Below are 17,101 nucleotides of genomic sequence, written 5' to 3' on the forward strand. Positions count from 1 at the left end.
CCGAGGCCCGCACGCCCCCGAAGTGATCCGGGCAACCTTCCCACTCCTTGAGACGGCGGCACCGGCGCCTCCACTTCCGCGCGCGCCGGTGACAATCGGTCATCGAAGCCTCACTCTGGGCCACATGACCGTCGCGCCGCCGCTGTGCACCATCGTTCCGCCGTACGTCCTGGACCGCCTCGCCGAGGCCGGTCACGAGCCCGCCGCCCGCTCCCTGCTCCTCGACGCCGCCCACCGCTCGACCCGCCACACCGCTCCCCCGACCGCCTCCGCCGACCACGGCGCCCCGGGCACCGCGGGCACCGCCGGGCTCAGCCGGGTGATCGCCGACACCGGCCACAGCCGGCGGCTGCCCGGACGGACCGTCCGCACCGAGGGCCAGGCCCCGGTGGCCGACCGGTCCGTCGACCACGCCTACGACGGCCTCGGCGCCACCTTCGCGCTGTACGCCGACGCCTTCGGGCGCCGCTCCGTCGACGGCCACGGGCTGCGGCTGGACGCGACGGTGCACTACGGGCGGGACTACGACAACGCGTTCTGGAACGGGAACCAGATGGTCTTCGGCGACGGCGACGGCGAGGTGTTCGGCGACTTCACCGCCTGCGTCGACGTCATCGGCCACGAACTCACCCACGGCGTCACCCAGTTCACCGCCGCCCTGGAGTACCGGGACCAGCCGGGGGCGCTCAACGAGTCGGTCTCCGACGTCTTCGGCTCGCTGGTCAAGCAGTACGCGCTGCGCCAGGGCGCGGCCGACGCGGACTGGCTGATCGGCGCCGGCCTGCTCGCCCCCGGCGTGCAGGGCGTCGCGCTGCGCTCGATGAAGGCGCCCGGCACCGCCTACGACGACCCGCGCCTCGGCAAGGACCCGCAGCCCGCGCACATGCGGGACTACGTGCGGACCGGCGAGGACAACGGCGGCGTGCACATCAACTCCGGCATCCCCAACCACGCGTTCTACCTGCTGGCCACCGCGCTCGGCGGCTCGGCCTGGGAGTGCGCCGGACGGATCTGGTACGACGCGCTGACCGGCCGCCGGCTGCCCGCCGACGCCGACTTCACCGCCTTCTCCCGGGCCACCGTGGCCGCCGCCAAGGCCCGCTACCCCGACCGGAGTCCGATCGCCGACACCGTGACGGCCGCGTGGGCCCAGGTGGGCGTGAGCCCCGGCTGACGGTCACCCGGGGGCCGGGGAGGCGGCACCCGGGACAGGTTGGGACCGGGTTGAGCCGGGCTCGAGGTCACGGTCCGGGAAAAGCCCGGCAAAGACCCATCCCTACGTAGCACCATGGACACCATGCGTATCCAGGTGACCCGGACCGGCGGCCTCGCGGGAATCGTCCGCCGCGCGGAGCTCGACACCACCGACCGTACGGACGCCCCGCACGTCCACGCGCTCGCCCGCGAGGCCGTCGCGGGCGGGCTGCGGGCTCCGTCGTACGGGGTGCCGGACGGCTTCCACTACGAGATCACCGTCGACGGCCGGACGGTCCACTGCGCCGACCCGAAGCTCACCGACTCGCAGCGCGAGCTGGTGTCGCTGGTGCTGCGCGAGGGCGCGTAGGAAAGACACTCCCGGGCACCCGCCCCCGCGCGGCACTCGTCACCGCGGCCGGTCAGAAGCCCAGCTTGCGCAGTTGCTTAGGGTCGCGCTGCCAGTCCTTGGCCACCTTGACGTGCAGGTCGAGGAAGACCGGCGTGCCGAGCAGCGCCTCGATGTGCTTGCGGGCCGTCGTGCCGACGTGCTTGAGCCGCGCGCCCTTGGCGCCGATGACGATCGCCTTCTGGCTCTGCCGCTCGATGTAGACGTTCGCGTGGATGTCCAGCAGCGGACGGTCCGCCGGGCGGCCCTCGCGCGGCAGCATCTCCTCGACCACGACGGCCAGCGAGTGCGGCAGCTCGTCCCGCACTCCCTCCAGGGCGGCCTCGCGGATCAGCTCGGCGACCATGATCTGCTCGGGCTCGTCGGTGAGGTCGCCGTCCGGGTACAGCGGCATGCCCTCCGGCAGCAGCTTGGTGATCAGGTCGGCGACCAGCTCCACCTGCTTGTCGCCCACGGCCGAGACCGGGATGATCTCGGCCCACTCGATGCCCAGCTCCTCGCCGAGCTGGTGGACGGCGATCAGCTGCTCGGCCAGCCGCTTGGAGTCCACCAGGTCGGTCTTGGTGACGATGGCGACCTTGGGGGTCTTCTTGATCTCGGCGAGTTCCTTGGCGATGAACTTGTCGCCGGGGCCGAGCTTCTGGTCGGCGGGCAGGCAGAAGCCGATCACGTCGACCTCGGCCCAGGTGGAGCGGACCAGGTCGTTGAGGCGCTCGCCGAGCAGGGTGCGGGGCTTGTGCAGGCCGGGGGTGTCCACCAGGACGAGCTGGGCGTCGGGGCGGTGGACGATGCCGCGCACGGTGTGCCGGGTGGTCTGCGGGCGGTCGGAGGTGATCGCGACCTTCGTCCCCACCAGGGCGTTGGTCAGGGTCGACTTGCCCGCGTTGGGCCGGCCGACGAAGCACGCGAATCCGGATCGGTACGGGGAGGAAGGGGCATTCATGGGCTCCATTCTCCCTGATCACCGGGAGCCGGCCGACCCGGCCGCGCGGTCAGCCCCTGGAACCGTCGCCGCGCGAGGTCAGCGCGGCGACGATCAGCAGTAGGAGGAAGGCCAGCGAGCCCCCGAGCCACCAGGGCGAGCCGGTCTCCTGCCACTTGCCCATCCCCATCACGAACAGCAGCAGCCCGGCGAAGAACGCCACCGTGCCCATGTCCCCAGCCCCCTCACCGATTCCCCTTCGGTGAGATTATCCGCTGAGAGCAGGAACGTTCCGCCGGGCCACCAGTGCGTCGGGAGCGCCCGGAAAGGCCCCTCAGGAGGCCTTGACCGCCACCCGGAGCGCCCCGTCCGGGCCGGCCAGCAGCAGCGGCGTCCCCGCCCCGCCGAGGTCCCGCACGGCCGCCAGATCGGCCTCGGCCGGCTGCTCCGCCTCGCTCACCACGGCCGCCGCCTCCAGCGACTTCGCCCCGCTGGCCACCGCCATGGCGACGGCCGTCTGGAGCGCGCTCAGCCGCAGCGACTCCAGCGCGACCGTCCCGGCCACGTACGTCCGGCCGGTCTCGTCACGCACCGCGGCCCCCTCGGGGACGCCGTTGCGGGCGCGGGCCGAGCGGGCCAGGGTGATGATCTTCTTGTCTTCGGGGTCGAGTTCGACGATGTCACTCATGCGCCGAGCATAGGCCTGCGCGGTGCGGAGCTCAGTGGCCGACCGGGTGGGTCGGCCCGGGGTTCGGTTTGAGGACCTTGACGAAGGTCTTCGGACCGGACGGCATCGGCGTCTCCCGCTCGATGCGCCCGCGCCAGAACGGGTTGTCGTGCGGCAGGTGGCCGCTCACCCGGCCGTACATCCCGAACGTCGTCAGGACGACCCCGAACACGAACGCGAAGATCACGTTCGACATCCGGAAGTTGAGGATGTTGGCGTCCGGCCGGCCGAGCACCGCCAGCCCGTAGAACCCGGACAGGACGAACAGCACGCCGACCAGCATGTTGAGGTTCGACGCGAAGTTCCCGCCGATCACCGCCCCCGCCACCAGGATCGCGCCCACCACGATGGACAGGACGCTCAGCGCCCCGTCGGTCGACAGCCCGGCGATCCGCTCACCGTGCGTCGCGAGGAACCCCGGGTGGTCGGCCAGGCCGAGGAACCCGAACACGATCAGGAAGACCCCCCCGAGCCCCGCCCCGATCCGCCACACGGTGACGAGCTTCGAGTCGACGGGCAGTTCGTCTTGCAGCTTCATGGCGACCTCCACCCGGGCGCGACCCCGGCCTAGCTGTAGGGATGGCTGCCCTGCATGTGCGGGGTCTCGTGCATGTAGAGCGAGCCGCACTGTTGGCAGCAGCGCAGCCCGGTGCCCCACTCCTGCTCCGGCCGGGTCTCGGCGTCGTCGGGCATCGTGCGCCCGCACAGCGCCGTCGCGAGGTCGCCGTCCCGCACTACATGCCAGACCTTGACCCCGCCGGCGGTCCCCTGGGGGCCGTACTCCGCGCGAAGTTTGTGCGTCATGCCCTCCATGGTCGCTCCGCCGCCGCGCGGCCGCTACTCGCGGCTACTCGCCCGGGTCGTCGGAGGGGACCTCGGCCCGGCGGACGGGGGTGGCGACCATGGAGCCGATGCGGTTGCGGCGGCCGGCGGAGGACTCGGCGGTGAGCAGGATGCCGGTCAGGCCGGTGTCGGCGGGTTCGGGCAGCGGGATCTCGCAGGCCGAGCCGGGGATCGGGACGCGGCCGAGGTGCTTGGCGAGCAGGCCGCCGACGGTCTCGACGTCCTCGTCCTCCAGCTCGATGCCGAACAGGTCACCGAGGTCCTCGACCAGCAGGCGGGCGGTGATCCGGTAGGAGCCGTCGCCGAGGTCCTCCACGGGCGCGATCTCCCGGTCGTACTCGTCGGTGATCTCGCCGACGATCTCCTCCAGGACGTCCTCGATGGTCACCAGGCCGGCCGTGCCGCCGTACTCGTCGATCACGATCGCCACGTGCGAGCGGCGCTGCTGCATCTCGCGCAGCAGGTCGCCGGCCGGCTTGGAGTCCGGGACGAAGACGGCCGGGCGCATCACCGCCCCGACCTCCTCCGACTCGGCCTCCCGGTTGATGTGGGTGCGCCGGACGAGGTCCTTGAGGTAGACGATGCCGACGACGTCGTCCTCGTTGTCGCCGACCACCGGGATGCGCGAGAAGCCCGAGCGCAACGCCAGCGTCAGCGCCTGCCGGACGGTCTTGTGCCGCTCGATCATCACCAGGTCGGTGCGCGGCACCATGACCTCGCGGACGATGGTGTCGCCCAGTTCGAAGACCGAGTGCACCATGCGGCGCTCCTCGTCCTCGATCAGGTCGTCCTTCTCGGCGAGGTCGACGAGGGCGCGCAGCTCCGCCTCGGAGGCGAACGGCCCCTCGCGGTAGCCCTTGCCCGGGGTCAGCGCGTTGCCGAGCAGGATCAGCAGCCGCGGGATCGGGCCGAGCACGGCGGCCAGCGGCAGCAGCACGAAGGAGGCCGCGGTCGCCGTGGTCAGCGGGTGCTGGCGCCCGATCGTGCGCGGCGAGACGCCCACCGCGACGAACGACACCAGCACCATCACGCCGAACGCGAGCAGCACGGCCTGCCAGGTCGGGGCCACGTTGCGCACGCACACCACGGTGACCAGGACGGCCGCCGCCATCTCGCTGGCCACCCGGATCAGGGTGGCCAGGTTGAGGTAGCGGATCGGGTCGGAGGCGACGGTCAGCAGCCGGGCCGAGCCGCGCCGCCCGGAGCGGACGGCCTCCTCGGCCCGGAACCGGGAGACCCGGGAGATGCCCGCCTCGGCGCACGCGGCCAGCCAGCCGAGCACGACGAGCAGCACGGCACCGAGGATGAAGCTCGTACTCTCACCACTCACAGGGGTTCGGGCTCCGCGCTCAGTGGGTGGTGGGGGCCGGCGAGATGCCGCCGAGCCCGCGGCCGGCCCGCCAGTCGTCGAGGATCCGCTTCTGGAGGGCGAACATCTCCTCCTCCTCCTCCGGCTCCTCGTGGTCGTAGCCGAGCACGTGCAGCACGCCGTGGACGGTGAGCAGTTGGAGCTCCTCGTCCATCGAGTGCTTGGACGGGGCCGCCTTGCCCTGCTGCTCGGCGACCTCGGGGCAGAGCACGATGTCGCCGAGCAGGCCCTGCGGCAGCTCGTCGCCCTCCTTGCCGGGGCGCAGCTCGTCCATGGGGAAGGACATCACGTCGGTGGGCCCGGGGAGGTCCATCCACTGGATGTGCAGCTCCTCCATCGCCGCGCCGTCCACCAGGATCACGGACAGTTCGGACTGCGGGTGGATCCGCATCTTCTCCAGGGCGAAGCGGGCGACGTCGAGGATGGCTTCCTCGTCGGCGTCCCAACCGGACTCGTTGGCGATGTCGATCGACATGACGGGCTGTTCGCTCAGCTTTCGGTGCGATGGGACTGTCGGGGTGCGCGGGGCGCCGTGGCCTTGCTCGCCGGGCGCCGCTGGGCGGGCTTGCGGGCGGCCGGGGCGTTGTCCTCGGCCTCCTGCCGGGCGTCCCAGCGTTCGTACGCGTCCACGATCCGGCCGACCAGCTTGTGGCGGACCACGTCGGTGCTGGTGAGGACGGAGAAGTGGATGTCGGGCACGTCGGCCAGGATCTCCTGGACGACCTTGAGACCGCTGCGGGTGCCGCCCGGGAGGTCGATCTGGCTGGTGTCGCCGGTGACCACCACCCGGGAGTTGAAACCGAGGCGGGTGAGGAACATCTTCATCTGCTCGGGCGAGGTGTTCTGGGCCTCGTCGAGGATGATGAAGGCGTCGTTGAGGGTCCGGCCGCGCATGTAGGCGAGCGGGGCGACCTCGATGGTGCCGGCCGCCATCAGGCGCGGGATGGAGTCGGGGTCCATCATGTCGTGCAGCGCGTCGTACAGCGGGCGCAGGTACGGGTCGATCTTCTCGTAGAGGGTGCCGGGCAGGAAGCCCAGCCGCTCCCCCGCCTCGACGGCCGGGCGGGTCAGGATGATCCGGTTGACCTCCTTGGCCTGCAGGGCCTGGACGGCCTTGGCCATCGCGAGGTAGGTCTTGCCGGTGCCGGCCGGGCCGAGGCCGAAGACGATCGTGTGCTTGTCGATCGCGTCGACGTAGCGCTGCTGGTTGAGGGTCTTGGGGCGGATCGTGCGGCCGCGGTTGGACAGGATGTTCGCGGTGAACACCTGGGACGGCGCCGGGCTGTCCGGGTCCTCCTCCTGGCTGCGGAGCATGGCGATGGAACGCTCCACGGAGTCCTCCGTGAGGGGCTGGCCGGTGCGCAGCACCAGCATCATCTCGTTGAAGAGCTTCTGCACGAGGTCGACCTCGGCGGGCTCCCCGGTGGCGGTCACCTCGTTGCCACGCACGTGGATGTCGGCGGCGGGGAAGCCCTGCTCGATCACGCGCAGCAGCGAGTCCGCCGTGCCGAGCAGGGTGACCATCGGGTGCTTCTCGGGGATGACGATCCGGGCGCTGACGCGGCCGCCGTCGGCCGGTTCGGGGCGCGACTGACCATTCGTACGGGTCTGCGATGTGTCACTCATAGGTCGGCGCTGGGGCCTGCCTCATCCCATCCGTGGTGTCGTGTGCCGCTCGGTGTCTCCGGGGCACCAGGGTACGCCGCGAGCGTGATCGCCGCGGCGGGCGGCAGGGCCGCACCCGACGATGCTGCGGCAGATCGGGGGACGGCGCGAGCCCTTTTCGGCGCGCCCGGCGTCACCGCGCGTGCCGCGAGCGCTCAGGGCAGCCGCCGCGGCGGGACCGGTACCCGGGCGAGGTCGGCGGCGAGCACCAGTTCGCCGTCGAAGTGCTTGCGGGCGTCGGCCAGGTGCTGGCCGAGGTCGGGGTAGCGCTGGGAGAAGTGGGTCAGCACGAGGGTGCGCACGCCGGCCTCGGCAGCGGCCTTGGCGGCCTGCCCGGCGGTGAGGTGGCCGTGGTCCTCGGCGAGGTGGGCGTCGGCGTCGGTGAAGGTGGACTCGACGACGAGCAGGTCGGCGCCCTCGGCCAGTTCGTGGACGCCGTCGCAGAGCCGGGTGTCCATCACGAACGCGAACCTCTGGCCCGGCCTCGGCTCGCTGACCTCGTCCAGGGTGACCGTCCGGCCGTCGGCCTCGATCGCGCCGTCGTGCTGCAGCCGGCCGACCGCCGGGCCCCGGAGGCCGAGGGCGGCGAGCCGTTCGGGCACCAGGCGGCGGCCGTCCGGCTCGGACAGCCGGTAGCCGAAGGACTCCACCGGGTGCGAGAGGCGCACCGCGTCCAGGGCGAAGCGGGCGCCGGGCGCGGGCAGCGGGCCGGGCTCGTCGATCGGGCGCGGGCGCAGCACCGCCGTCTCGTGGTAGGCGGTGGCGTGCCGCAGCCGCTCGAAGTAGACCTCGCCGGAGGCGGGGAAGTAGACGTCGACCGGGTGCGGGACGCGGTCCAGGTTGATCCGCTGGATCACCCCGGCGAGGCCCAGGCAGTGGTCGCCGTGGAAGTGGGTCACGGCGATCCGGGTGATCTGGGTGGCCGAGACCCCGGCGTGCAGCATCTGCCGCTGGGTGCCCTCGCCGGGGTCGAACAGCACTCCCTCGCCGTCCCAGCGCAGGAGGTAGCCGTTGTGGTTGCGGTGCCGGGTGGGCACCTGGCTGGCGGTGCCGAGGACGACGAGTTCGCGCTGCGACACGTAGGTCAGACCATGCTCTCGGTCATCGGCTTGCCGCCGAGCACGTGGACGTGCGCGTGGAAGACGGTCTGCCCGGCGCCGGTGCCGGTGTTGAAGATCAGCCGGTAGTCCTCGACGCCCTCGTCCCGGGCCACCAGGCCCGCCTCGGCGAGGAGTTCGCCGGCGATCTCCGGCTCGGCGGCGGCCAGCTCGGCGGCGTTCGGGTAGTGGACGTGCGGGATGACGAGGACGTGCACCGGCGCCTTCGGGGCGATGTCGCGGAAGGCGAGGACGCGCTCGGTCCTGCGCACCACCGTGGCCGGGATGTCGCCCGCCACGATCTTGCAGAACAGGCAGTCGGGCTGCGGCTCGCCGGCCATCGGCTTCTCCTCGGTCTCGCGTTCGGGGTCGTGCTTCGTGTGCTCTGGGGCCGTACGGCCGCAGCCTAGCCGAGCCGCCCGGTGGCCTGCTCGTACTCCCGCAGGTGCTTCCAGCGCACGATCCGCACGCCGACGATGTCGCCCTCGCCCTCGAACTCCTCGCTGAGCCAGCTGACCAGCAGGACGACGAAGCCGAGCAGCCAACGCCGGGTCAGGCGCCAGGTGTTGGGGTGCATGACGCGCTTGCGGCGGATCACCCGCAGCGCCATGACGCCCTTGCCGACGCTGAAGCCGGTGAGGCGGGTGAGCAGCACCTGGTTGACGAACGACAGGACGAGGCCGGTGGCCAGCAGGCCCACGATCCACGGCACGCCGGCGGCCGCGCCGTGCTTGCCGGCGTGACCCGCCTTGTTCGCGACGGCGAAGGCCGGGCCGACGGCGACCAGGAAGTCGATCAGGATGGCCGGAAAGCGCCGGTAGTTGCTGGTCTCCGGCGGCGTGGGCGCCGCGGTGGCGGCCTCGGACCCCTGCCCGTGGGCCGCGTACGGCTGGGCGGCCTGCGGCTGCGCGGGGTACGGCTGTCGGGCCGGCTGCCCGTGCGGCGGGTACGGGTTCTGCCCGTACTGCTGCTGGGGCTGAGGCTGGTACTGCTGGGGCGGGTACTGCTGCTGCGGCGGGTACTGCTGCTGCGGCTGCTGCCCGTACGGATTCGGCGGGTACCCCTGCGCCGGGTACGCCTGCTGCGGCGGCTGCGGCTGCGCGTAAGGGTTCTGGCCGTACTGCTGCGGTGGTGGATAGCCCTGTGCCATGTGCTCCCCCGTAGAGCTGTCGAGCAAGATCAGCCCCGCATCCTACCCACCGTCCGGAGCGGGACGTCGGGCCGCCCGACGTCCCGCTCCGGACCGGCCCCTACGTCCAAGGCAGCGGCGGCGCCGTCCGGGCCGGCGTCTCGGCGAGCGCGGCCAGGGCGATGCGCACGCCGGCGGCCAGCTGCGGGTCCTCGCCCGCGGCCCACTCGTGCGGCGCGATCGGCACCTCGACGTCCGGGTCGACGCCGTGGTTCTCCACGCCCCAGCCGTAGTTCTCCAGCCAGAACGAGTACTTGGGCTGGGTGACCAGGGTGCCGTCGACCAGGTGGTAGCGGCTGTCGATGCCGATCACCCCGCCCCACGTCCGGGTGCCGACCACCGGCCCGATCCCGAGCGCCTGGATCGCGGCGTTGACGATGTCGCCGTCCGAGCCGGAGTACTCGTTGGCGAGCGCGACGACCGGCCCGCGCGGGGCGTCCCCGGGGTAGGGCTGCGAGCTGGTGATGTCCCGGGCGACGTTCCAGCCGACGATCCGGCGGGCCAGCTTCTCGATCACGAGCTGGGAGGTGTGGCCGCCCCGGTTCTCCCGGATGTCGACGATCACGCCCTCCTTGGCCATCTCGGAGCGCAGGTCGCGGTGGAGCTGGGCCCAGCCGGCGCTCTGCATGTCCGGGATGTGCAGGTAGCCGAGCCGCCCGCCGGACAGCTCGCGGGTCTCGGCCCGGCGCCCGGCCACCCAGTCGTGGTAGCGCAGCGGTTCCTCGTCGGCGAGCGGGACGACCACCGGGTGGCGCTGGTCGGTGCCGTCCTTGCCGGCCACGGTGAGCTCGACGGGCTGCCCGGCGGTGCCGGCCAGCAGCGGCGCCGGGCCGGTGACCGGGTCCACCGGGCGGCCGTTGACGGCGAGGACGGCGTCGCCGGGGCGGATCGCGGCGCCGGGCGCGGCGAGCGGCGAGCGGGCCCGGGGGTCGGAGGACTCGCCGGGCAGGATCCGGGCGATCCGCCAGAGGTCCCCGTCCTTGACCAGGTCGGCGCCGAGCAGGCCCTGGCGCCGCGCGGCCTCGGTGTGCAGGCCGTAGGGCATGACGTAGGCGTGCGAGGTGGCGAGCTCGCCGTGCACCTCCCAGAGCAGGTCGATCAGGTCGTCGTGCGAGCCGACCCGCTCGACCAGGGGGCGGTAGCGCTCCAGGACGCCGTCCCAGTCGACCCCGGAGAGGTCCGGGCGCCAGAAGTTGTCGCGCATCAGCCGGCCGTTCTCGGCGTACATCTGGCGCCACTCGGCGGCCGGGTCGACCGTCACCCGCAGCCGGGCGAGGTCGACGGCCGTCTCGTCGTCGTCGCCCGCCTTGTGGTCGGCCGGGAGGATCCGCAACTCGCCCTCGTCCACGACCGCCAGCCGGGCGCCGTCCCCGCTGACCGCGAACCAGTCGAGGCCGTGCACGAGTTGCTCGGCCCGGCGCTTCTTCAGGTCGAAGCGCTCCAGCGTGGCCCGGGGCCGCTCGTCCTCCAGCGAGGCAGCCTCGTCGCCGAGTTCGCCCAGGAGCGGCAGGCGCGTCCACAGCACGCCGTCCTTGCCCGCCTTGAGCGTGCCGAAGCGGCCGCCCTCCACCGGGAAGGGCACGATCCGGTCGGCGATGCCGTCCAGGTCGACCCTGGTCACCGGCGGGGCGTCGGCGGCGCCCTCCTCGCCGTCGCCCTTCTTGCCGCGCGTCTCCTCGTCCTCCCCGCCGAGGGGGCGCCCGGCCCGCTGCGGGCCGAACGGGGACGGCGTGTCGGCGGCCAGCGTGATCAGGTACGGGCGGCAGCCGTTGGGGAACGACAGGTCGAAGACGTGCGAGTCGTACACCGGGTCGAAGTTGCGCACCGACAGGAAGGCCAGGTAGCGGCCGTCCGCGGTGAAGGCCGGCGCGGTGTCGACGAAGCGCTGCTGGGTGGCCTCGCCGACCGTCCGGGTGGCCAGGTTCGCCAGCACGATCTGGCGCAGCGACCACGGCCCGGCGCCCGGCACCGGGCGCGACCAGGCCAGCCAGGCCGAGTCCGGGCTGAACACCAGGCCGCTGACCTCGCCGTCGGTGCTGCGGGCCAGCTCGTGCACGGCGCCGTCGGCGAGCGTCACCAGCAGCACCCGGCCGTCGTGCACGCCGAGCGCCGCCTGCTTGCCGTCCGGGGAGACCACCAGCGAGTTGACCCGGCCGAGCTGCCCGGCGGCCAGCCGGCGGCGCTCGGCGCCGTGCACGGCGGGGGCGAACTCCAGGCCGTCCTCGCCGTCGGCGTCCGACACCCACAGCACGCCCTGCGCGCCGTCCTCGCCGGGCACCACGCGGGCCAGCCGGCCGCGCACGCCCGGCGTCTCGTCCAGCACCCGGGCCGGGCCCTCGCGGTGGGTCAGCCAGTGCACGCTCCCGCGCACCACGACGGCGCTGGCCCGGCCGGTGCGGTCCGGGGCGACGGTCTCCAGCCAGTGCGCGGCGTGCACCGGGCGCGGGCGGCGGCCGGTGCGCGGCCCGGCCAGCCGCACGTCCAGACGGCGCGGCTCGGTGCCCTCGGCCAGGTCCGCCAGGAGCCACAGGTCACCGGCCCGGTGCCAGACCACCCGGGTGCCGTCGGTGGCGGCGTTGCGGGCGTAGAAGCCGTCCGGGGAGGTGGTGTGGCGGCGCAGGCCGGTGCCGTCCGGGAGGCTGGAGTAGAGCTCGCCGACGCCCTCGTGATCGGACAGGAACGCGATCCGCGACCCGTCCGCGCCGGCCACCCACAGCGGCGAGGAGAGCTGCCCGTCGAGGTCCTCGTGGATCCGGACGAACTCGTCCCGGCCGATCCACAACTTGCCCGCCCGGCCGCCCCGGTAGCGCTTCCACCAGGCCGGCTCGCGGTTGTTGACGGTGCCCAGCAGCAACCGGTCGCCGTCCGGCTCGAAGGCCAGCCCGCCGACCGGCCCGTACGGCAGCCGCGCCGGCTCGCCGCCGTCCAGCGGCACCGCGTACGCCCAGGTGCGGCGCAGGGTGGCCTGACCGGCGGTGGTGGTGGCGATCGGCCGGCCGTCGGCGGTCCAGCCCTGGAGCTGGGTCTGACCGCTGCCCCAGTGGGTCAGGCGCCGCGACGGGCCGCCGTCCACCGGCACGACGTGCACCTCGGGCGCGCCGTCCCGGGCGGAGGTGTAGGCGATGTGCCGCCCGTCCGGGGAGAACCGCGGGTGGTGGACGGGCAGGTGATCGGCCGTCAGCCGCCAGGCCCGGCCACCGTCCAGCGGGGCGAGCCAGACGTCGTTCTCGGCGACGAAGGTGACCAGGTCACCGTGCAGGTGCGGGTGGCGCAGATACGCGCCGGCGGGGGTGCTGAGTGGTTCCGTCACGCGGCCAGCGTAGGCAGGTGTGCGCACGGGACGGGCCGCTTTTCGCCGACTCCACCCGGGTGAGAGCCGAGCGGGCTCCGGGCCGGGACCGGGCGGGGAGCGGTCAGGCCCAGCGCCCCGTGCGCCCGAGCAGCAGCGCCCCGGCGGCCACGCCGGCCGTCGAGGTGCGCAGCACCGACGGGCCGAGCCGGTGCGGCTTCGCGCCCGCCTCGGCGAAGGCGGCCAGCTCCTCGGGGGACACGCCGCCCTCGGGGCCGACCACCAGGACGACGTCCCCGGCGGCCGGCAGCGCGGCGGTGGCCAGCGGCTCGGAGCCCTCCTCGTGCAGCACCGCGGCGAACGCGGCGCCGGCCAGCACGGGGGCCAGCTGGCGGGTCGTCATCGGCTCCCGCACCTCGGGGAAGCGCAGCCGGCGGGACTGCTTGCCCGCCTCCCGGGCGGTGGCGCGCCACTTGGCGAGCGCCTTGGCGCCGCGCTCGCCCTTCCACTGGGTGATGCAGCGCGAGGCGGCCCACGGGATCACGACGTCCACACCGACCTCGGTCATGGTCTCCACGGCCAGCTCGCCGCGGTCGCCCTTGGGCAGCGCCTGGACGACGACGATCCGCGGCGCCGGCTCCGGCTCGCGGCGCACGGCGGCCACCGTCACGTCGATCGCGTCCTTGCCGAGCACCTCGGCGACCGTCCCGTCCACGCCGAGCCCGAGCCCGTCGGCCAGGGTGATCGCCTCACCGGCCGTCAGCCGCTTCACCGCCGCCGCGTGGCGCCCCTCCGGCCCGTCCAGCCGCACCACGGCCCCGGGCGCGGCGGCGGCGAGCCGCCCGGTCTCGACGACGAACACGGGGGCGGTCATGGAGGTGGACCTTTCGGGGTGGAGGGGCCTGCGGCCCGAGGGGGGAGACGCGAAAGGGGTGCCGGGGCGAGGAACCCCGGCACCCCTCCGCAGGCGACTAGCGGCCGTTGAACGCGTCCTTCAGACGCGAGAACAGGCCCTGCTGGCCCGGCGCGAACTGGCCGGACGGACGTTCCTCGCCGCGCAGCACCGCGAGGCGGCGCAGCAGCTCCTCCTGCTCGGCGTCGAGCTTGGTGGGCGTCTGCACCTCGACGTGCACTATCAGGTCGCCCCGGCCGCCCCCGCGCAGGTGGGTGATGCCGCGGCCGTGCAGCGGGATCGACTGGCCGGACTGGGTGCCGGGCCGGATGTCGACCTCCTCCAGCCCGTCCAGGGTCTGCAGCGGCACCTGGGTGCCGAGCGAGGCCGCCGTCATCGGGATGGTGACGGTGCAGTGCAGGTCGTCCCCGCGCCGCTGGAAGACGGTGTGCGAGGTCTCGGCGATCTCGACGTACAGGTCGCCGGCCGGGCCGCCGCCAGGGCCGACCTCGCCCTCGCCGGCCAGCTGGATCCGGGTGCCGTTGTCGACACCGGCCGGGATCTTGACGGTCAGCGTGCGGCGGGCGCGGACCCGGCCGTCGCCGGCGCACTCCGGGCACGGGGTCGGCACGACAGTGCCGAAGCCCTGGCACTGCGGGCAGGGGCGGGAGGTCATGACCTGGCCCAGGAAGGACCGGGTGACCTGGGAGACCTCGCCCTTGCCGCGGCACATGTCACAGGTCTGCGCGGAGGTGCCGGGCGCGGCGCCCTCCCCGCTGCAGGTGGTGCAGGTGACGGCCGTGTCGACCTGGAGCTCCTTGGTGGTGCCGAACGCGGCCTCCTCCAGGGTGATCTCCAGCCGGATCATGGCGTCCTGCCCGCGGCGGGTGCGCGAGCGCGGGCCGCGCTGGCCGGCCGCGGCGCCGAAGAAGGCGTCCATGATGTCGGAGAAGCCGAATCCGGCCGCGCCGGCGCCGAAGCCGCCCGCGCCACCGCCGCCGCCCGGCGACAGCGGGTCGCCGCCGAGGTCGTACACCTGCCGCTTCTGCGGGTCGGAGAGCACCTCGTAGGCGGCGTTGATCTCCTTGAACCGCTCCTGCGTCTTCGGGTCCGGGTTGACGTCCGGGTGCAGTTCGCGTGCCAGGCGCCGGAACGCCTTCTTGATCTCGTCCTGCCCCGCATCCCGTCGGACGCCGAGTACCGCGTAGTAGTCCGTGGCCACCTAATGCTCCGCTTGTTCCGCCTGTAGTAGTGCTGGGACCGGGCACCACCGCTGGTCTCGCCCAGCGGTGGCTGTTCGCTACGACTCGGCCAGGATCTGGCCCACGTACCGCGCCACCGCCCGCACCGCCCCCATTGTGCCCGGATAGTCCATCCGGGTCGGACCGATCACACCCAGTTTGGCCACGCTCTCGTCGCCCGAACCGTAACCGACCGACACCACCGAGGTGGAATTCAGCCCCTCGTAGGCGTTCTCCCGGCCGATCCGGACCGTCATCGCCGCGTCCGCGGTCTCACCCAGGAGGCGGAGCAGGACGACCTGCTCCTCCAGGGCCTCCAGGACCGGCTGGATGGTGAGCGGGAAGTCGTGGCCGAAGCGGGTCAGGTTGGCCGTGCCGGCCAGCATGATCCGCTCCTCGTTCTGCTCGGCGAGCGCCTCGAACAGCGTCGCCAGGACCGTGGTGACGGTCGGCCGGTCGACCTGCTCGAACATCGCGGGCAGTTCCTCCAGCGCCGCCGGGACGTCCGGCAGGCGCTGGCCCGCGGCCCGCGCGTTGATCCGGGCCCGCAGGTCCGCCAGGACGCTCTCGCCGACGGTCCCCGGACAGTCCACCGTCCGCTGCTCGACCCGGCCGGTGTTGGTGATCAGGACCAGCATCACCTTGGCCGGGGCGAGCGCGACCAGTTCGATGTGCCGCACGGTCGAGCGGCTCAGCGAGGGGTACTGGACGACGGCGACCTGCCGGGTGAGCTGGGCGAGCAGCCGCACGGTGCGCGCGACGGTGTCGTCCAGGTCGACCGCGCCCTCCAGGAAGTGCCGGATCGCGCGCCGCTCGGGCGCGCTCATCGGCTTGACCTCGGCGAGCCGGTCGACGAACAGCCGGTACCCCTTGTCGGTGGGGATGCGCCCGGCGCTGGTGTGCGGCTGGTGGATGTACCCCTCCTCCTCCAGCGCCGCCATGTCGTTGCGGACGGTGGCCGGGGAGACCCCGAGGTTGTGCCGCTCCACCAGGGCCTTCGAGCCGACCGGCTCCTCGGTGCCCACGTAGTCCTGGACGATCGCGCGCAGCACGGCCAGCTTGCGGTCGTCCAGCTGGCGGACCTCACCGGCCATGGGGCACGCACCTCCGTCTTCGCACGTTGTCCGTTGTGACGCATCGAGCTGATGCGGGCCCGGCGGGCCCGGCTTTGGCACTCTGAGCGCGCGAGTGCCAGAACCCTACCTGCCAGTGTACGGCCCGGGTCCGACGGCAGGAACGGCACAGCGGGGGTGATCCTGCCCGCAGTTCCCGGCGCGGGGGTGGTGCCCCGCGGCCGTCCGGGTGGCAGCATCGATAGCGGACGGCGAACGGAGGAGCAAGCGATGTCGAGCTCGGCCCAGCACACCCGATTCGCGCCCGACCGCGGCCTGACCGGCCGGATGGTCGGCACCATGTTCGTGATCGGGCTGTTGTACGTCGGTTTCACCGGCCTGCTGATCGTGCTGCTGCGCGGCGCCTGGCCCCTGATCGTGCTGATCTCCGGCGGGCTGTTCGTGGCCCAGTTCTGGTTCAGCGACAAGATCACCGAACGGGCGATGGGCGCCCGCCCGGTGTCCCCCGAGGAGTACCCGCAACTGCACGGCACCGTCGACCGGCTCTGCGCGCTCGCCGACATGCCCAAGCCCAGGGTGGCGGTCGCCGACAGCGACATGCCGAACGCCTTCGCCACCGGGCGCAACCCGCAGAACGCCGTCGTGTGCGTCACCACCGGCCTGCTGCGCCGGCTGGAGCCCGAGGAACTGGAGGGCGTCCTCGCGCACGAGCTCTCCCACGTCGCCCACCGGGACGTCGCCGTGATGACGATCGCCGGCTTCCTCGGCGTCCTCGCCGGGGCGATGACCAGGATCGCCGTGTACGGCGGGTTCATGGGCGGCGGACGCAACAACAACGACCAGAACGCGGCCATCGTCGCGCTGATCATCCCGCTGGTGGCGATGGTCGTCTACGCGATCAGCTTCCTGCTCACCCGGCTGCTGTCGCGCTACCGCGAGCTCGCCGCCGACCGCGCCGCCGCCCAGCTCACCGGCCGGCCCAGCGCGCTCGCCTCGGCGCTCACCAAGGTCACCGGGCAGATCGCCGCGATCCCGTCCAAGGACCTGCGCCAGGCCCAGCCCTACAACGCCTTCTACTTCGCCCCGGCGCTGAACGCCAAGGAGACGGCCTCCCAGCTGCTCTCCACCCACCCGACGCTGGAGAAGCGGCTGGAGCAGCTGGCCGAGATCTCGGCCCAGCTGGGCCGCTGA

At 73.2% G+C, this 17,101-nt stretch carries 18 protein-coding genes; 3 read left to right on the forward strand and 15 right to left on the reverse strand.

Annotated elements, in window-relative coordinates:
- The first annotated feature begins 124 nt into the window (after positions 1-124).
- On the forward strand, positions 125-1,174 hold the full coding sequence (locus PUR71_RS34150; protein ID WP_329931096.1) for a M4 family metallopeptidase: 1,050 nt from the start codon (positions 125-127) through the stop codon (positions 1,172-1,174).
- A gap of 123 nt (positions 1,175-1,297) precedes the next feature.
- Complete coding sequence (locus tag PUR71_RS34155) at positions 1,298-1,564, forward strand: protealysin inhibitor emfourin (RefSeq protein ID WP_329931097.1); 267 nt, start codon at positions 1,298-1,300, stop codon at positions 1,562-1,564.
- Between the two features lie 52 nt (positions 1,565-1,616).
- On the opposite strand, the gene era is transcribed toward PUR71_RS34155, so the two are convergent.
- The 15 genes from era to hrcA form a co-directional block, all read right to left on the reverse strand.
- Positions 1,617-2,546 (reverse strand): GTPase Era, encoded by a 930-nt coding sequence (gene era, locus PUR71_RS34160; protein WP_329931098.1) that lies wholly within the window; start codon positions 2,544-2,546, stop codon positions 1,617-1,619.
- Between the two features lie 49 nt (positions 2,547-2,595).
- Positions 2,596-2,757, reverse strand: coding sequence for a hypothetical protein (locus PUR71_RS34165; RefSeq protein ID WP_329931099.1), 162 nt, complete (start codon positions 2,755-2,757; stop codon positions 2,596-2,598).
- 102 nt (positions 2,758-2,859) lie between these two features.
- Complete coding sequence (locus PUR71_RS34170; protein WP_329931100.1) at positions 2,860-3,213, reverse strand: cytidine deaminase; 354 nt, start codon at positions 3,211-3,213, stop codon at positions 2,860-2,862.
- A 31-nt stretch (positions 3,214-3,244) separates the two neighbouring features.
- A complete protein-coding gene (locus PUR71_RS34175) occupies positions 3,245-3,790 on the reverse strand; it encodes a DUF4383 domain-containing protein (protein WP_329931101.1) in 546 nt (181 codons plus the stop codon).
- Positions 3,791-3,819: 29 nt separating this feature from the next.
- The gene (locus PUR71_RS34180) at positions 3,820-4,056 is read right to left on the reverse strand and encodes a hypothetical protein (protein WP_329931102.1); all 237 of its coding nucleotides are present in this window, start codon (positions 4,054-4,056) and stop codon (positions 3,820-3,822) included.
- 43 nt (positions 4,057-4,099) lie between these two features.
- A complete protein-coding gene (locus PUR71_RS34185; protein ID WP_329931103.1) occupies positions 4,100-5,425 on the reverse strand; it encodes a hemolysin family protein in 1,326 nt (441 codons plus the stop codon).
- A 19-nt stretch (positions 5,426-5,444) separates the two neighbouring features.
- Positions 5,445-5,939 carry an rRNA maturation RNase YbeY gene (gene ybeY, locus PUR71_RS34190; protein ID WP_329931104.1) on the reverse strand — a complete coding sequence of 165 codons (495 nt, stop codon included), beginning with the start codon at positions 5,937-5,939 and terminating at the stop codon, positions 5,445-5,447.
- Between the two features lie 14 nt (positions 5,940-5,953).
- Positions 5,954-7,090 (reverse strand): PhoH family protein, encoded by a 1,137-nt coding sequence (locus PUR71_RS34195; protein WP_443077670.1) that lies wholly within the window; start codon positions 7,088-7,090, stop codon positions 5,954-5,956.
- Positions 7,091-7,284: 194 nt separating this feature from the next.
- The gene (locus tag PUR71_RS34200; protein WP_329931105.1) at positions 7,285-8,208 is read right to left on the reverse strand and encodes a ribonuclease Z; all 924 of its coding nucleotides are present in this window, start codon (positions 8,206-8,208) and stop codon (positions 7,285-7,287) included.
- A gap of 5 nt (positions 8,209-8,213) precedes the next feature.
- Positions 8,214-8,567 (reverse strand): histidine triad nucleotide-binding protein, encoded by a 354-nt coding sequence (locus tag PUR71_RS34205; RefSeq protein WP_329931106.1) that lies wholly within the window; start codon positions 8,565-8,567, stop codon positions 8,214-8,216.
- A 65-nt stretch (positions 8,568-8,632) separates the two neighbouring features.
- Positions 8,633-9,376: an RDD family protein gene (locus PUR71_RS34210; RefSeq protein WP_329931107.1), complete on the reverse strand. Its 744-nt coding sequence runs from the start codon at positions 9,374-9,376 to the stop codon at positions 8,633-8,635.
- A gap of 100 nt (positions 9,377-9,476) precedes the next feature.
- Complete coding sequence (locus PUR71_RS34215) at positions 9,477-12,725, reverse strand: S41 family peptidase (RefSeq protein WP_329931108.1); 3,249 nt, start codon at positions 12,723-12,725, stop codon at positions 9,477-9,479.
- A 103-nt stretch (positions 12,726-12,828) separates the two neighbouring features.
- Positions 12,829-13,578 (reverse strand): 16S rRNA (uracil(1498)-N(3))-methyltransferase, encoded by a 750-nt coding sequence (locus tag PUR71_RS34220; RefSeq protein WP_329931109.1) that lies wholly within the window; start codon positions 13,576-13,578, stop codon positions 12,829-12,831.
- Between the two features lie 97 nt (positions 13,579-13,675).
- The gene (gene dnaJ, locus PUR71_RS34225; RefSeq protein ID WP_329931110.1) at positions 13,676-14,818 is read right to left on the reverse strand and encodes a molecular chaperone DnaJ; all 1,143 of its coding nucleotides are present in this window, start codon (positions 14,816-14,818) and stop codon (positions 13,676-13,678) included.
- 78 nt (positions 14,819-14,896) lie between these two features.
- On the reverse strand, positions 14,897-15,931 hold the full coding sequence (gene hrcA / locus PUR71_RS34230; RefSeq protein ID WP_329931111.1) for a heat-inducible transcriptional repressor HrcA: 1,035 nt from the start codon (positions 15,929-15,931) through the stop codon (positions 14,897-14,899).
- 249 nt (positions 15,932-16,180) lie between these two features.
- On the opposite strand from hrcA, the gene htpX reads away from it, so the two are divergent.
- Complete coding sequence (gene htpX / locus PUR71_RS34235) at positions 16,181-17,101, forward strand: zinc metalloprotease HtpX (RefSeq protein ID WP_329931112.1); 921 nt, start codon at positions 16,181-16,183, stop codon at positions 17,099-17,101.

Source organism: Streptomyces sp. SP17BM10, assembly GCF_036322405.1.
GTDB lineage: Bacteria > Actinomycetota > Actinomycetes > Streptomycetales > Streptomycetaceae > Kitasatospora.